Consider the following 15,719-nt stretch of genomic DNA (forward strand, 5'->3'; position numbering starts at 1 on the left):
GCTGGGCGACTGGTTCTCGTTAGAGGAGTCGTTGTTCCCGGTCAGTGGAGGCGCATTATAGGGAGTTCTCAGAAGGCCGCAACCCCTAAATGCAAAAAACTTTTCAAGCGCTCAAATAACCATCAATAAAGCTATTTTAGGATATTTATTAGACGAAATTACGGGGTTTTAGCGCCATTTCCAGGGCAAACAGCTTGAACCTATCGAAAGCAGATAAAAAAAGGGAGCGGTCACCCGCTCCCTTCATGACTATATAGTCGTTACTGTTTGGCAACGATATGCTCGTCTTCCACATCCAGCGTCACCGGTATACCCGGAATCAGCTTGCCGGAAAGGATTTGCTGCGCCAACGGGTTTTCGATCTCCTGCTGAATAGCGCGTTTCAACGGACGAGCCCCATATACAGGATCGAAACCGGTCTTGCCCAACAGCTCCAACGCAGGTTCGGTCATAGTCACTTCGTAACCACGCTCTTCCAAACGTTTGTACAGACGCGCCAACTGAATCTTGGCGATCTCAGCGATGTGTTTCTGGCCGAGCGGGTGGAACACTACCACCTCATCTATACGGTTGATGAATTCCGGACGGAAGTGGTGTGTGACCATTTCCATTACCGACTCTTTCATCTGCGTATAGTTCATCTGACCAAAGTGCTCCTGGATCAGATCAGACCCCAGATTGGAAGTCATGATCACCACAGTATTACGGAAATCGACGGTACGACCCTGGCCATCGGTCAGACGACCGTCATCCAATACCTGCAGCAGGATGTTGAACACATCCGGGTGTGCTTTCTCCACTTCATCCAGCAGGATCACTGAATAAGGTCTGCGACGCACCGCTTCGGTCAGATAACCGCCCTCTTCATAACCGACATAGCCTGGAGGCGCGCCCACCAGCCGCGATACCGAATGTTTCTCCATAAACTCGGACATGTCGATACGCACCATAGCGTCGTCGCTGTCGAACAGGAACGAAGCCAGCGCTTTACACAGTTCGGTTTTACCTACCCCGGTCGGACCGAGGAACAGGAACGAACCGATAGGCCGGTTTGGATCTGACAGCCCGGCACGGCTACGACGGATCGCGTTGGATACCGCGCTCACCGCTTCGTTCTGGCCAATGACTCGCGAATGCAGCTCTTGTTCCAGACGTAACAGCTTATCCCGTTCGCCTTCCAGCATTCTGGCGACAGGAATACCAGTAGCACGAGCCAGCACTTCCGCGATTTCTGCGTCGGTCACCCGGTTACGCAGCAGCTTCATGGTCTTGCCTTCGGCCAGCGTGGCGGCGGCAAGCTGTTTTTCCAGCTCTGGGATCTTGCCGTACTGCAGCTCCGACATCCGCCCCAGGTCACCAACGCGACGCGCCTGCTCCAGGCTGATTTTGGCCTGCTCAAGATCCGCTTTAATATTTTGCGTGCCGGAGAGCGAAGCTTTTTCCGCTTTCCACTCTTCTTCCAGCTCTGAATATTCGCGTTCTTTCTGCTCCAGCTCACCGCTGAGCATTTCCAGGCGTTTCTTGCTGGCGTCGTCCGACTCTTTGCTCAACGCCTGCTGCTCCAGCTTGAGCTGAATAATGCGACGCTCAAGGCGATCGAGTGATTCCGGTTTGGAGTCCATCTGCATGCGAATGCTGGACGCCGCCTCATCAATCAGGTCAATGGCCTTATCCGGCAACTGACGATCGGAAATGTAGCGGTGCGACAGCGTCGCCGCAGCAACGATTGCCGGGTCGGTGATCTGCACGTGGTGATGCAGTTCATAACGCTCTTTCAAACCGCGCAAGATAGCGATGGTGTCTTCAACACTGGGTTCCGCCACAAACACTTTCTGGAAACGACGTTCAAGCGCCGCGTCCTTCTCTATATATTGTCGATATTCATCCAGTGTTGTCGCACCGACGCAGTGCAGCTCACCGCGAGCCAACGCCGGTTTCAACATATTGCCGGCATCCATGGCGCCATCGGCTTTACCCGCGCCTACCATAGTGTGCAGCTCATCTATAAACAGGATGACGCTGCCTTCCTGCTTGGACAGATCGCTCAATACGGCTTTCAGACGTTCTTCGAACTCACCGCGATATTTAGCACCGGCGATTAACGCCCCCATATCAAGGGACAACACGCGTTTATGTTTCAGGCCTTCCGGTACTTCACCATTAATAATGCGCTGCGCCAGACCTTCGACGATGGCGGTTTTACCCACACCAGGTTCGCCGATCAACACCGGGTTGTTTTTGGTACGACGTTGCAGCACCTGAATGGTACGGCGGATCTCTTCGTCACGGCCGATAACCGGGTCCAGTTTGCCCTGTTCAGCACGTTCGGTCAGATCGATAGTGTATTTCTTCAACGCCTGACGTTGGTCTTCAGCACCTTGATCTTCCACGCTATCACCGCCTCGCATTTGCTCAATGGCCTTACTGATTTTATCGGTCGTCGCCCCTGCGGCCTTCAGCAGATCGGTCAGGTTGCCGCGATCTTCAAGCACCGCCAGAACAAAGAGTTCGGATGAAATAAACTTGTCCGCCCGCTTTTGTGCCAGCTTGTCGCACAAATTCAGCACGCGCACCAGCTCATGGGACGGTTGAACGTCGCCACCGGTACCTTCAACTTGAGGCAGACGAGACAAGGCCTGCTCGATCTCGGTGCGCACGCGCCCGGCATCGATACCGGCAGAAGTTAATAATGGGCGAACCGTGCCCCCATCCTGATTGAGCAGAGCGCTCATCAGATGTAACGGTTCAATAAATTGGTTGTCGCGCCCAAGGGCTAAAGATTGGGCATCGGCGAGGGCAAGCTGGAATTTGTTGGTAAGACGATCCAGACGCATAACACCTCCAAGATTGGTCGAAATTGCTACTGGAGATTAAATGAGGTCATCCCTCAAATTTTCAAGGTTATTTCGACTGTATATTTTCGGTACTACATCATGCGCCGTTGGACCGTCCTAATTCAATAGGTTATATCAGCCAGATTAAACTTGCCAGACGTCCGGTTATTCCATCGCGTCGATAGGAGAAAAAATGACTGATTTCGCTCACCGTACAACGGTCGCCGCCGTAGATGGCGTGGACCCCTGCGCGCTGTAGACGCTGGCGAGCCAGTAAATAGATATCTGCGAGGTATTTATCGCCACGGGGCATAAAAGCCAGCTCAGCGGCGGCATCGACGGCAATAAATGCCGCACGGACTTCCGGCCCCACCTCAAATTGCTGCGGGCCGATCGCCGGGCCAAGCCAAACGCTGATGTCTGCAGGCTGAGCGGAAAACGCGGCTAAAGTCTGCCCGAGCACGCCGTTACACAACCCACGCCAACCGGCATGGGCTGCTGCTACTTCATCACCAGACTGCGAGCAGAATAAAACCGGCAAGCAGTCTGCTGTCATTACCGCACACACCTGCCCTGGCACATTGCTGTAAACCGCATCCGCTTGCAGATCGGCAGGCGTTTGCCCATCCAGCCGAACTACGCGCGTGCCATGCACTTGCTCCAGCCAAACCGGCATCTGCGGCAGGTTCGCCGCCGCGACCAGGCGTTGACGGTTATCCGCCACGGCCTGAGCCTCGTCACCCACGTGAGTGCCGAGATTGAGCGAACCGTACGGCGGCAGGCTAACGCCACCATTACGGGTGGTGCTGCAGGCTTTAACTCCAGCAGGCAGTGGCCAATCGGGCAGGATAAGCGAATCCATTACCAGTTCATCTGATCTTTGAATTCTTCGGTATCAAGCTTCAGCGCGTTAATCAGATCGACCATATCCTGCGGCAGCGGCGCATGCCACTCCATCTGGATACCGCTGATGGGATGATATAAACGCAGCATGGTGGCGTGCAGAGCCTGGCGATCAAAACCGCGCAGCGTAGCAATGAATGCCTCCGAAGCCCCTTTTGGCGGGCGTGGACGGCCACCGTATAGCTGATCCCCCACCAGCGGGTGGTTAATATGCGACATATGCACACGGATCTGGTGAGTACGGCCGGTTTCCAGACGCAAGCGCAGACGGGTATGCGCGCGGAAGTGCTCCATAATGCGGTAATGCGTCACCGCCGGTTTCCCCATCGGGTGCACCGCCATATGGGTACGCTTGGTCGAATGGCGCGAAATCGGCTCTTCGACAGTCCCGCCGGCGGTCATGGTGCCAATGGCGACAGCTTCATATTCGCGGGTGATTTCGCGTGCCTGCAGCGCTTCTACCAACCGGGTTTGCGCCGGAACGGTTTTCGCCACCACCATCAGACCGGTGGTGTCCTTATCCAAACGGTGCACGATGCCGGCACGCGGGACGTCGGCAATTTCAGGATAGTAATGCAGTAGCGCATTGAGCACCGTGCCGTCCGGGTTACCGGCGCCAGGATGCACAACCAGGTCGCGCGGCTTGTTGATGACCAGAATGTCGCTGTCTTCGTAGACGATATTCAGCGCGATGTCCTGCGGTTCCCAACGGGCCTCTTCTTCTATCTGTGCATCAATGGCGACCGTCTCTCCCCCCAGCACCTTCTCTTTCGGTTTGTTTATCGTTTTGCCATTGACCTGCACCCGATCGTCCAGGATCCAATCTTTTATGCGAGATCGTGAATAATCAGGGAACAATTCGGCCAAAGCCTGATCTAAACGTTGTCCGAGTTGAGATTCGGCCACCGTTGCGGTGAGTTGTACTTGTTGTGCCATATGCAGCTTCTTCGTTAACGTTGGGTTTTCACGGCGATGCCGTTTAATATAATGTGCTATTGTAACTGGTCTTTGTCGGGAGCTTAACGGACAGTCTCCCGGAATAACACCCTGAGGATAATCAAAACGTCATGACGCGTATGAAATATCTGGTGGCGGCAGCCACGTTGAGCCTGGCGCTGGCAGGTTGCTCCACATCCAAGGATGCGGTTCCCGACAACCCGCCTTCGGAAATCTATGCTACTGCCCAGCAAAAACTGCAGGACGGTAACTTTAAGGGCGCGATTACGCAACTCGAAGCGTTAGATAACCGCTATCCTTTCGGACCTTACTCTCAGCAGGTACAGTTGGATCTGATTTATGCCTACTATAAATCTGCCGATTTACCTATGGCTCAGGCATCTATCGATCGTTTCATGCGTCTGAACCCAACGCACCCAAACATCGACTACGTGATGTATATGCGTGGCCTGACCGATATGGCGTTGGATGACAGTGCACTGCAAGGCTTCTTCGGGGTCGATCGATCAGACCGCGATCCACAGCATGCCCGCGCTGCATTTCGCGATTTCAGCCAGCTGATTCAGCAGTACCCGAACAGCCAGTATGTTACCGATGCCAACAAGCGTTTGGTGTATCTGAAAGACCGCCTGGCCAAGTATGAGCTTTCGGTGGTGGAATACTACACTAAACGCGGTGCCTACGTCGCGGTCGTTAATCGTGCCGAACAGATGCTGCGTGAATTCCCTGATACTCAAGCGACGCGCGATGCGCTGCCGCTGATGGAAAATGCGTACAAGCAGCTGCAACTGAACGGCCAGGCCGACAAAGTGGCCAAAGTGATTAGCGCCAACCCGGCTTAGTCTGGTGAGTAGCGGCAGAAAAACAAAACGGCAGCTTCGGCTGCCGTTTTTATTGGCTGAGCATCTAGCCAACGCTGGATAAATACACAAGCAAAAACACGATGTTAGCAAGATTGCGACACCGCTTATCCTTTCAATAATGCGCGTTCCGATGCCAAGACTCAAGCGTTAGATGACCATTTCAAATGCTGAATCACAGATTGAACTAACTTTGCAAAAAGTGACAAAAAAACGTGATTTTCATCACGCATTTAAGCAAAAAGCGGGGTATGCTGGACTCATCCAAGACGGAAAGACAGAGAGGTAAGTTATATGACATTGAACATTACCAGCAAACAAATGGATATCACTCCCGCAATCCGCAGTCACGTCGAAGACCGTCTCACCAAACTGGAAAAATGGCAGGCCCAACTGATTAACCCACATATCGTCTTATCCAAAGAACCGAAAGGGTTTGTTGCCGATGCCACCATTACTACCCCTAACGGCCCGCTGGTCGCCAGCGCAAAACATGAAGACATGTACACCGCCGTTAATGAGCTGATCGCCAAGCTGGAGCGTCAGTTGAATAAGGTGCAGCACAAAGGCGAAGCTCGCCGTGCCGCCGCCAGCGTGAAGGACATCGTTCCGGAAGTGGAGCCGGAACAGGAATAACCGTTTAGCGGCTGTTTCGCATCAAACGCGCCTGAGGGCGCGTTTTTTGTCTGGTTTTTTTATTGACGGGATAAAAGCCTGCGGTTACTTTAAAACCTGTCTCATACACTTTGGATAGCACATGGCCCGTAAACCGTTTTTCTTCGCATTCTTTTTTACCTTCCCCTGATTGGGAGGCGTTTCGTCGTGTGATAAAGAATGCGAAGACGAACAGCAAAGCCTCCTGAAACCAGGGGGCTTTTTTTATGGCTATTTTACGACGTATAAAAAATAAGGCAGAAGCTGATTATGACCGACAACCCGTTACTCGTGCTGCGCAAACGCATCAGCGCATTGGATCTGAAACTGCTGTCTTTACTGGCAGAACGCCGTGAGCTGGCGGTAGAAGTAGGAAAAACCAAGCTTCACTCCCATCGGCCAATCCGTGATAAAGAGCGCGAGCGGGATCTGCTGGATGCACTGATCGCCGCAGCCAAACCCTACGATCTGGACGGATTTTACGTCACCCGTCTGTTCCAACTGATTATCGAAGACTCCGTGCTGACTCAGCAGGCACTGCTGCAGCACCAGCTCAACCAAATCAGCCAGCATTCTGCCCGCATCGCTTTCCTTGGCCCGAAAGGCTCTTATTCGCACCTGGCTGCCCGCCAATACGCCGCTCGTCATTTCGATCAGTTGATCGAGTGCGGTTGCCAGAAATTCCAGGATATCTTCACTCAGGTCGAAACCGGCCAGGCGGATTACGCCATCCTGCCAATCGAAAACACCAGCTCCGGCTCAATTAATGACGTTTACGACCTGCTGCAACACACCAGCCTGTCGATCGTCGGCGAACTGACCAACCCTATCGATCACTGTGTGCTGATCGCCAGTGATACCGACCTTGCTCAGATCGAAACCGTCTATAGTCACCCGCAACCTTTCCAGCAGTGCAGCCAGTTCATTAATCGCTACCCGCACTGGAAAATCGAATACTGTGAAAGCACCGCTGCGGCAATGGAAAAAGTGGCAAAGTTGAACTCACCAAAAGCGGCGGCGCTGGGCAGCGAAGCCGGCGGCGCACTCTATGGCCTACAGGTACTGGAACATAACCTGGCCAATCAGCAGCAGAACATTACCCGCTTCATCGTATTGGCACGAAAGGCTATCGAAGTTTCTGAGCAGGTGCCGGCTAAAACCACGCTGATTATGGCCACCGGCCAGCAGTCGGGTGCCTTGGTGGAAGCACTGCTGGTACTGCGCGACAACGGCATCATCATGACCAAGCTGGAATCTCGCCCGATTAACGGTAACCCGTGGGAAGAAATGTTTTATATCGATGTGCAGGCTAACCTGCGTTCTGAAGCGATGCAGAAGGCACTGAGAGATCTGACGCCTATCACCCGCTCGCTGAAGGTTCTGGGATGTTACCCAAGCGACACCGTGGTACCGGTTAACCCGTCCTGAACGCAATAAAAAAGGGTTCGGCATGACCGAACCCTTAACATTATTGCCGGCTGTCGTTCGCCTGACGTAGCAGCGAGCGGCTTTCCACCAGGAAACGCTGCGCATAGTCACCAAACCAATGCTCGACCTTCTGGAAGCTCTGGATAAACGCCTGTTTATCGCCCTGCTCCAACAGTTTTATTGCTTCGCCAAACCGCTGGTAGTAACGCTTGATCAGCGCAATGTTCTCTTCAGAAGACATAATGATATCCGCGTACAACTGCGGGTCTTGAGCAAACAGCCGCCCGACCATCGCCAACTCCAACCGATAGATCGGGGAAGATAGTGCCAGCAATTGCTCCAACTGCACGTTTTCTTCCGCCAGATGCAAGCCATAGGCAAAGGTCGCGAAGTGGCGTAACGCCTGAATAAACGCCATGTTCTGATCGTGCTCAACTGCGCTGATGCGGTGCAAACGCGCACCCCATACCTGCAGCTGTTCGAGCAACCATTGGTAGGCTTGCGGCTCGCGGCCATCGCAATAGACCACCACCTGCTTGGCCACGCTGCCTACGTCTGGGCCAAACATGGGATGCAACCCCACCACGGGGCCGCTGTGCGCCGCCAGCATGGCATTCAACGGGCGATTTTTTACCGAGGCCAGATCAACCAAAATACAGTCGGCAGGCAATGGCGGTAACCGCTCAATCACCTGTTCGGTCACGTGAATAGGCACGCTGACAATGACCATACCGGCATCGGCCAGCAGCGTATCAGCCTGAGCCCAGTCTTCCTGGTCCAACACTTTGACCTGGTAACCGGACAGCGTCAGCAAGCGATTAAACAACCGCCCCATTTGACCGTTGCCGCCGATAATCACGATTGGGCGCAGTTGCGGATGTAGCGTTTTAAAGCCTTTGTCATTCTCGCTGACGTAAGACTCGCGCATCACCCTGCGCAGCACGTCCTCAATCAGATCGGGCGGCACGCCAAGGTTTTCAGCTTCTTTGCGCCGCGAGGCCAGCATAGCCGCCTCACGCTCGGGAACATACACCGGCAAGCCATGGTGGCTTTTAACCTCTCCTACTTCCGCCACCAGGTGCAGGCGTTTCGCCAGCAGCTCCAGTAGCGCCTTATCCACTTCGTCGATTTGATCGCGCAACGCGGTCAGTTCAGCCACCATAACTTACTACTCTCCAGTGCGTGCCGTCAGCGCGGCGCCGAGTTCCTGGTGCATATGGCGCAACAGCGTCTCTGTACTTTCCCAGTTAATGCAGGCGTCGGTCACAGAAACACCGTAGCGCATATCTGCACGCGGCTGCTCAGACGACTGGCTGCCTTCGTGCAGGTGGCTTTCCAGCATGATGCCGGTGATCGAGCGGTTACCCGCCTTGATCTGCTCTACCATGGACTCGGCAACCGCCGGTTGACGGCGATAGTCTTTATTCGAGTTGCCATGGCTGCAATCTATCATCAAGGACGGGTGGAGTCCCGCATCCAGCATCTGTTTTTCACAGGCCGCTACGTCTTCGGCACTGTAGTTCGGTGTTTTCCCGCCGCGCAGGATCACGTGGCCATCCGGGTTACCTTGCGTCTGCAGCAGGCACACTTGCCCCGCCTGATTTATGCCGACAAAGCGGTGTGGCATTGCCGCGGCGCGCATGGCATTGATCGCCGTGCCCAGGCTGCCGTCGGTACCGTTCTTAAACCCGACCGGCATTGACAGCCCTGAAGCCATCTCACGGTGAGTTTGTGATTCCGTCGTACGGGCCCCAATGGCTGACCAACTGAACAAATCGCCCAGGTATTGCGGGCTGTTCGGATCCAACGCTTCGGTTGCCAACGGCAAGCCCATACCAACCAGGTCCAGCAGCAGGCGACGCGCAATGTGCAGACCGGCTTCAACGTCAAACGAACCGTCCATGTACGGGTCGTTAATCAGGCCTTTCCAACCGACGGTGGTACGAGGTTTTTCAAAATAGACACGCATAACGATATACAGCTGATCGCTCAATTCAGCCGACAGGGTTTTCAAATGACGGGCATAATCCAGTGCCGCATCCGGGTCATGAATAGAACAAGGTCCGCACACCACCAGCAGGCGATGATCGCGCCCCTGCAGAATATCGGCGATGGTTTTGCGTGCAGTGGCGATTTCATTCTCGTCGCTGGCACTAAGCGGGAACTGGTTCTTCAGCTCTTCCGGAGTAATCAGAATCTGTTCTGCACTGATATGAACGTTATTGAGCGCGTCTTTTTGCATGATGCTATTCCTGTCGTTTGCCGTTATGCGTAAGCGTTGATAGAACATTGAGCGTTTCAGGTTCTAACCCTACCACGAAATGTAAAGATTTCAATCCATTTACTGTAAATAAAAAATTACCGCTAATAAAAAGCGCTAAAGACGTCATAAAAACAATAAATATAACAAATTAAGATAATGATTATTAATGACTTTTTAGGCAATAGCCCCTTAAAGTTCTTTGTATACACTAAGATCCTAAAACTCGACACAAACGTAAACAATTCGATACACCACAAACTCAATAACCCACGTGTCCATCCACCGAACGTGCACAAAGCCTAAGGTTTACGTTTTCCCCCGCAGAGAACCTTAACGGGTAAATCAAATTACCTAAAAATTAAACAACTGAAATACAAATAACAAACAATTAACCGGGGATTTATTTTCAATTACTTTCATCTGTAAATTTCAATACGAAAAGATGAGTAAAACCATTGAATAAATATTGCGTAACCTCACAGTTATCACGCGAAAAATAAATAATTATGGTCTTATTCGTTCGCACCTCTTTAGGGGTAATCTGCGTAGACAGAGCCCGTGTCACCTGCATTGAGAATGTATGAGCGTCAGCAGCTTTTCATTTCTTGACAAGGGACTATCATGATCACTTTGCAGTTCTCCATTATTATAATCTGTTTATTAGTTGGCACTCGGTTTGGCGGTATGGGGCTGGGCCTAATAAGCGGCATTGGCTTATTCCTGTTGTGTTTTATATTCGGCCTGGAGCCAGGTAAACCTCCCGTTGAGGTTATGCTCACTATTCTTGCCGTGATAGGTTGCGCTTCGGTGTTGCAAACTGCCGGTGGTTTGAACGTGATGATGCAATATGCAGAGCGACTACTGCGCCGCCACCCTCAGCACATCACGCTGCTTGCCCCTTTCACCACCTGGACTCTGACCTTCCTGTGCGGTACGGGCCATGTGGTGTACACCATGTTCCCGATCATTTCCGATATCGCCATCAAAAAAGGGATCCGCCCAGAACGCCCAATGGCCGTGGCTTCCGTCGCCTCTCAAATGGCCATCACAGCCTCGCCAGTTTCCGTGGCCGTAGTCTCCCTGGTTTCAATCATTGCCGCAGGACATGGGATTGGCAAAGCTTACACGCTGGTAGAGATTCTTGCCGTTTCGATCCCGGCTTCATTAGTCGGGGTATTAATGGCGGCCTTATGGAGCCTGCGTCGCGGTAAAGATCTGGATAAGGACGCTGAATTCCAGGAGAAAATCAAAGATCCAGAGCAACGAGCCTATATTTTTGGCAGCACCGAAACGCTGCTCAACCAGAGATTCCCCAAGCAGGCTTACTGGTCCACAGCGATCTTCTTTGCGGCCATCGCCATCGTCGTACTTTTGGGGGCCTTCGCTGACTTACGCCCTTCCTTTGCAAACGCCAAAGGGGTACTGAAACCGCTGTCGATGAATCTGGTGATCCAGATGATGATGCTGATAGCCGGCGCCGTTATTCTGATGGGCTGCAAAGTCAAACCCGGCGATATCGCCAACGGCGCGGTTTTCAAAGCCGGTATGGTCGCCATTTTTTCCGTGTTCGGCGTGGCGTGGATGAGTGACACCTTCTTCCAGGCACATATGGGAGACTTAAAGCTGCTGTTGGAGGATGTGGTCAAAAGCCAGCCATGGACTTACGCGATCGTTCTGTTTCTGGTTTCCAAGCTGGTTAACAGCCAGGCGGCTGCGCTCACCGCCATTGCCCCAATGGCTCTGCAGCTGGGTGTCGACCCCAAAATGCTGCTGGCTTTCTTCCCGGCCGCGTACGGTTACTTCGTCTTGCCCACTTACCCAAGCGATTTGGCCTGTATCGGTTTTGACCGCTCCGGAACAACGCGCATCGGCAAATTCATCATCAACCACAGCTTTATTATTCCAGGCCTGATCGGCGTGCTGTGTTCCTGCATCACCGGGTATCTTCTGGTCACCACCTTCCTGTAATCACTTTCTGGGCGGCGACGGGATCCTGTCGTTGTCGCCAACACCATTATCCCTGCAAATAATAATGGCAATCAGTATTTTATGCCGTTAACAGCGTTAAAAGTCAGTAGAAGAAAAGTGAATAAGTGAGGACAAAAAATTAAAAACTTAAGCTAATAGTCGCTATTTTGGTCGCAATGGCGAACCGATATAATGTGACCGAAATCACTTATAACCACTCTTAACAACTGGATCAAAAATGCTCTCTTTACGCGCTCGCCGCGCTATTCCGCTGTTCATTAGCTGCTTAACGACTTTCACCAGTGTTTCAGCCCTTGCCGACAATACGCTTTTCACCGCGATGGACGATCCGGCCACCGCCAAAAAACCGTTTGAAGGCAACGTCCAGGCCGGTTACAACTCGCAGTCAGGCAACTCACAAAGCTCTACCCTGTTGGCCAATACCAGCATGACCTGGTTCAACAGCGACGCCGCCTACAGCCTTTGGGGAGCGGCCAATAACACCACATCCTCCAACGTGCGCTCGTCGGAGAAGTATCAGGCCGGCGGCCGTACTCGTTATAATCTGTCCGACCGCAACTACCTGTTCGGTCAGGCAAGTTGGCTGAGCGACCGCTTCAACGGCTATGATTCCCGTTCCACGCTGACCGGCGGTTACGGTCGCCAAATCCTTAATGGGCCACTGAGCGATCTGCGAGTTGAATTCGGTCCGGGCGTACGTCACGACGAATACCATGGCGGCGGGCGTTCAACCAAAGCACTGGCTTACGGCGCAGCCAACTATTCATACCAGTTGACCGACAACACCAAGTTCTCCGAAGGCGTTTCCGCTCTGGCGAACGAAGAAACTACGCTGAACTCCGAAACCGCACTCAGCGTCGCCATCAATGAGAAGTTCGCGCTGCGTCTGGCTTACACCGTGACATACAACAGCAAGCCTCCAGCCTCTGCGCCGAAAAATACCGACACCACCACTTCTATCAGCCTGGTGTACGGTTTGTAATTCTTCTCACTTCTGCACCTGTTATACGACTAAGCCCATCATTGATGGGCTTTTTTTATGCCTGGAAATCAAGTTTAGACATTTTGCTAAAAACATAACGTTTACTATTGACGAGTTTAGCAAATAGCTTAATACTGTATGTATACACAGTATTAATTGAATGGGTGCAGGGCATGAGCAAATTCAATCATCGCGGCTGAAGCCGCTACTACCATCAGGAGTGTCCGTTAATGAGCTGGGGGTGTAATTCCCACCTGATTGGGCTGGCTACTGATTTTGATTGTGGCTCAATGCCCAACCCGTTTTCACTTAAAATATTGCAAGGGGGTTTTTATGATGCACTGTCCACTCTGCGGTAGCGTGGCCCATACTCGCTCCAGCCGTTATCTAAGCGAAGCGACCAAAGAGCGCTATCACCAATGCCAAAACATTAACTGCAGCTGTACCTTTGCCACGCACGAGTCTGTCGCGCGCGTGATTGTAAAGCCTGGCGATATCGTTCCTGCGCAGCCGCATCCGGAAAAAAGCAAACAGCGCGCCGCAGCGCTGTAATGCAAAGAGCCTGCAAACGCAGGCTTTTTTATGCCTGTAAAAACAGACATCCTGGGAACATTTTCGCCTCTTGCAGATGCAATCCCCGATCTGCAGGCATAAAAAAAGGGGTTGGCACAGTGCCAACCCCTTCATAGCTATTAACTTTTGGATGCAGCGTTAGCCGACGCGGTTCAGACGCTCTTTGATACGAGCAGACTTACCAGTACGCTCACGCAGATAGTACAGTTTGGCTTTACGAACGGCACCACGACGTTTAACAGCAATGCTGTCAATTACTGGTGAGTGAGTCTGGAATACACGCTCAACACCTTCGCCGTTGGAAATCTTACGAACAGTGAATGCAGAGTGCAGACCGCGGTTACGGATAGCGATAACCACGCCCTCGAATGCCTGCAGACGTTTTTTGCTACCTTCAACGACCCATACCTTAACTTCCACGGAATCACCCGGACGGAATGCAGGTACGTCTTGCTTCATCTGCTCTTGTTCAATTTGCTTAATAATGTTGCTCATAATATGTCTCTTACCCTAGGTAAACTGATATATCGGTCCCGTCGAGCCAATTGCTCAGACGTTCCCTTCATAGTCCTGTTGCTTGGCCTGATGTTCCCGTTGGAACTCAGCCAGCAACACCGCTTGCTCGTCAGTCAGAGCTAGGCTTTCTAGAAGTTCAGGTCTTCTAAGCCAGGTACGGCCCAGCGACTGCTTTAAGCGCCAGCGACGTATCTCGGCATGGTTGCCCGACAGTAAGACTGGCGGAACCTCCACCCCTTCCAACACCTCAGGACGGGTATAGTGCGGACAGTCCAGCAATCCATCGACAAAAGAATCTTCTTCTGCTGAGGCCTGATGGCCCAGTACACCCGGTATAAAACGGGCGACTGAATCAATCAGGGTCATTGCCGGCAGTTCTCCGCCGCTGAGGACGTAATCGCCGATTGACCATTCTTCATCAATTTCGGTTTGGATTACGCGCTCATCTACCCCTTCATAACGACCGCACACCAGAATCATCTTCGGGTTGGTCGCCAGTTCGCGTACGCCGGTTTGATCCAACTTACGCCCCTGAGGTGACAGATAAATCACCTTTGCTCCCTCGCCTGCCGCTGCTTTTGCTGCATGAATGGCTTCCCGCAAGGGTTGCACCATCATCAACATTCCCGGGCCGCCGCCATAAGGGCGATCGTCCACGGTACGATGCCGGTCGTAGGTGAAGTCACGCGGACTCCAACACTGCACGCTCAGCAGGCCATTTTTTACTGCCCGGCCAGTCACCCCGTAATCGGTGATTGCGCGGAACATCTCAGGAAACAGGCTTACAATACCAATGAACACAAGCCAATCCCCATACTGTCATTCCACTTGTTTCGACCGTTTAATTCGGAGGTCAAAAACCAGGATCCCAATCTGCTTCAATCACGCGAGCAGTGAGATCGACTTTCTTGATAACCTGCCCATGAAGAAACGGGACCAACCGCTCCTTCATGCCGAATGCATCTTTCAGGTTAGCTTTCACCACCATCACGTCGTTTGAACCGGTTTCCATCATATCGACGACTTTACCCAGTTCGTACCCGGTGGTCGTGACTACCTGGCAACCCATAAGGTCTTTCCAGTAGTAATCATCACCCACCAGTGGAGGAAGTTGTTCCGAATCCACCAGAATTTCGCAATTGGTCAGTAGATTCGCAGCATCCCGATCGTCAACGCCTTTGACTTTGATGATCAGATCCTGACTGTGGCGCTTCCAGTCTTCCAACTCGACAAGCTGCCATTGACCCGCCCGCTGGATAAACCACGGCTGATAGTCAAAAATGCTTTCGGCGTTCTCGGTGGATGAAAATACTCTGAGCCAACCACGAATGCCGTAAGTAGACCCCATTTTACCGAGTACAATCGGCTGCTTAGGTGCTACCGGTTTGAGTTGCTTGCTCATTGCCACCACCGCGACAGATTAAGCTGCTTTCTTAGCGTCTTTGATCAGCGCGTGAACGCGATCAGAAACGGTTGCACCCAGACCGACCCAATGTTCGATGCGGTCCAGGTCCAGACGCAGTGCTTCAGCCTGACCAGATGCGATCGGGTTGAAGAAGCCTACGCGCTCGATGAAACGACCATCACGAGCATTGCGGCTGTCGGTCACTACTACTTGATAGAACGGACGCTTTTTAGCGCCGCCACGTGCCAAACGAATTGTTACCATAACATCCTCTTTAGTTAATAAAACAGCCGGGCCCCATTGAGGGAACGGGGCCCGGTTGCAATATAAAAAGCCCGAAAATTTTACTCATTTT

16 protein-coding genes and 1 other annotated feature are annotated in these 15,719 nt (G+C 52.5%); of the genes, 7 read left to right on the forward strand and 9 right to left on the reverse strand.

The annotated features are described in order from the left end of the window. Nucleotides 1-260: 260 nt before the first annotated feature. From clpB to rluD, 3 genes are all read right to left on the reverse strand, one after another. On the reverse strand, nucleotides 261-2,834 hold the full coding sequence (gene clpB, locus H5P17_RS18495) for an ATP-dependent chaperone ClpB (RefSeq protein WP_020825302.1): 2,574 nt from the start codon (nucleotides 2,832-2,834) through the stop codon (nucleotides 261-263). Between the two features lie 130 nt (nucleotides 2,835-2,964). Further along, a complete protein-coding gene (yfiH, locus tag H5P17_RS18500) occupies nucleotides 2,965-3,696 on the reverse strand; it encodes a purine nucleoside phosphorylase YfiH (RefSeq protein ID WP_182824498.1) in 732 nt (243 codons plus the stop codon). Next, entirely contained in the window at nucleotides 3,696-4,673 is a 978-nt protein-coding gene (rluD, locus tag H5P17_RS18505) for a 23S rRNA pseudouridine(1911/1915/1917) synthase RluD (protein WP_020825300.1), read from the reverse strand. The genes yfiH and rluD overlap by 1 nt, the downstream gene beginning before the upstream one ends. Nucleotides 4,674-4,804: 131 nt before the next feature. Between rluD and bamD the strand changes: the two genes are divergently transcribed. The 4 genes from bamD to pheA all read left to right on the forward strand — a co-directional run bounded on the left by bamD (nucleotide 4,805) and on the right by pheA (nucleotide 7,636). After that, nucleotides 4,805-5,536: an outer membrane protein assembly factor BamD gene (gene bamD, locus H5P17_RS18510; RefSeq protein ID WP_020825299.1), complete on the forward strand. Its 732-nt coding sequence runs from the start codon at nucleotides 4,805-4,807 to the stop codon at nucleotides 5,534-5,536. Between the two features lie 312 nt (nucleotides 5,537-5,848). Further along, nucleotides 5,849-6,190 (forward strand): ribosome-associated translation inhibitor RaiA, encoded by a 342-nt coding sequence (gene raiA / locus H5P17_RS18515; protein WP_020825298.1) that lies wholly within the window; start codon nucleotides 5,849-5,851, stop codon nucleotides 6,188-6,190. Between the two features lie 120 nt (nucleotides 6,191-6,310). After that, nucleotides 6,311-6,437 (forward strand) — a sequence feature (Phe leader region). Continuing rightward, entirely contained in the window at nucleotides 6,312-6,359 is a 48-nt protein-coding gene (locus tag H5P17_RS26560; RefSeq protein WP_193378397.1) for a hypothetical protein, read from the forward strand. Its footprint overlaps the feature before it by 48 nt. A 41-nt stretch (nucleotides 6,438-6,478) precedes the next feature. After that, complete coding sequence (gene pheA, locus H5P17_RS18520) at nucleotides 6,479-7,636, forward strand: bifunctional chorismate mutase/prephenate dehydratase (protein ID WP_182824500.1); 1,158 nt, start codon at nucleotides 6,479-6,481, stop codon at nucleotides 7,634-7,636. A 40-nt stretch (nucleotides 7,637-7,676) separates the two neighbouring features. On the opposite strand, the gene tyrA is transcribed toward pheA, so the two are convergent. Further along, nucleotides 7,677-8,798: a bifunctional chorismate mutase/prephenate dehydrogenase gene (gene tyrA, locus H5P17_RS18525; RefSeq protein ID WP_044554251.1), complete on the reverse strand. Its 1,122-nt coding sequence runs from the start codon at nucleotides 8,796-8,798 to the stop codon at nucleotides 7,677-7,679. A 6-nt stretch (nucleotides 8,799-8,804) separates the two neighbouring features. Further along, a complete protein-coding gene (locus tag H5P17_RS18530) occupies nucleotides 8,805-9,878 on the reverse strand; it encodes a 3-deoxy-7-phosphoheptulonate synthase (RefSeq protein ID WP_182824502.1) in 1,074 nt (357 codons plus the stop codon). A gap of 642 nt (nucleotides 9,879-10,520) precedes the next feature. Between H5P17_RS18530 and H5P17_RS18535 the strand changes: the two genes are divergently transcribed. From H5P17_RS18535 to H5P17_RS18545, 3 genes are all read left to right on the forward strand, one after another. After that, a complete protein-coding gene (locus H5P17_RS18535) occupies nucleotides 10,521-11,867 on the forward strand; it encodes an anaerobic C4-dicarboxylate transporter (RefSeq protein WP_182824504.1) in 1,347 nt (448 codons plus the stop codon). 238 nt (nucleotides 11,868-12,105) lie between these two features. Then, nucleotides 12,106-12,870, forward strand: coding sequence for a YdiY family protein (locus tag H5P17_RS18540; protein ID WP_020825294.1), 765 nt, complete (start codon nucleotides 12,106-12,108; stop codon nucleotides 12,868-12,870). Nucleotides 12,871-13,203: 333 nt separating this feature from the next. Continuing rightward, complete coding sequence (locus H5P17_RS18545; protein ID WP_020825293.1) at nucleotides 13,204-13,422, forward strand: DNA-binding transcriptional regulator; 219 nt, start codon at nucleotides 13,204-13,206, stop codon at nucleotides 13,420-13,422. Nucleotides 13,423-13,581: 159 nt separating this feature from the next. Here the strand turns inward: H5P17_RS18545 and rplS are convergent, their stop codons facing one another. Genes rplS through rpsP form a run of 4 tightly spaced genes read right to left on the reverse strand, consistent with a single transcriptional unit; the run spans nucleotide 13,582 to nucleotide 15,628 of the window. Beyond that, on the reverse strand, nucleotides 13,582-13,938 hold the full coding sequence (gene rplS / locus H5P17_RS18550) for a 50S ribosomal protein L19 (protein ID WP_012005300.1): 357 nt from the start codon (nucleotides 13,936-13,938) through the stop codon (nucleotides 13,582-13,584). 54 nt (nucleotides 13,939-13,992) lie between these two features. Further along, entirely contained in the window at nucleotides 13,993-14,760 is a 768-nt protein-coding gene (gene trmD, locus H5P17_RS18555; RefSeq protein WP_182824506.1) for a tRNA (guanosine(37)-N1)-methyltransferase TrmD, read from the reverse strand. A 52-nt stretch (nucleotides 14,761-14,812) separates the two neighbouring features. Continuing rightward, nucleotides 14,813-15,361: a ribosome maturation factor RimM gene (gene rimM, locus H5P17_RS18560; protein ID WP_044554248.1), complete on the reverse strand. Its 549-nt coding sequence runs from the start codon at nucleotides 15,359-15,361 to the stop codon at nucleotides 14,813-14,815. An 18-nt stretch (nucleotides 15,362-15,379) separates the two neighbouring features. Next, nucleotides 15,380-15,628, reverse strand: coding sequence for a 30S ribosomal protein S16 (rpsP, locus tag H5P17_RS18565; RefSeq protein WP_004932501.1), 249 nt, complete (start codon nucleotides 15,626-15,628; stop codon nucleotides 15,380-15,382). Between the last annotated feature and the right edge of the window lie 91 nt (nucleotides 15,629-15,719).

The organism is Serratia sp. OS31, assembly GCF_014164835.1.
GTDB classification, from domain to species: Bacteria; Pseudomonadota; Gammaproteobacteria; order Enterobacterales; family Enterobacteriaceae; genus Serratia; species Serratia liquefaciens_A.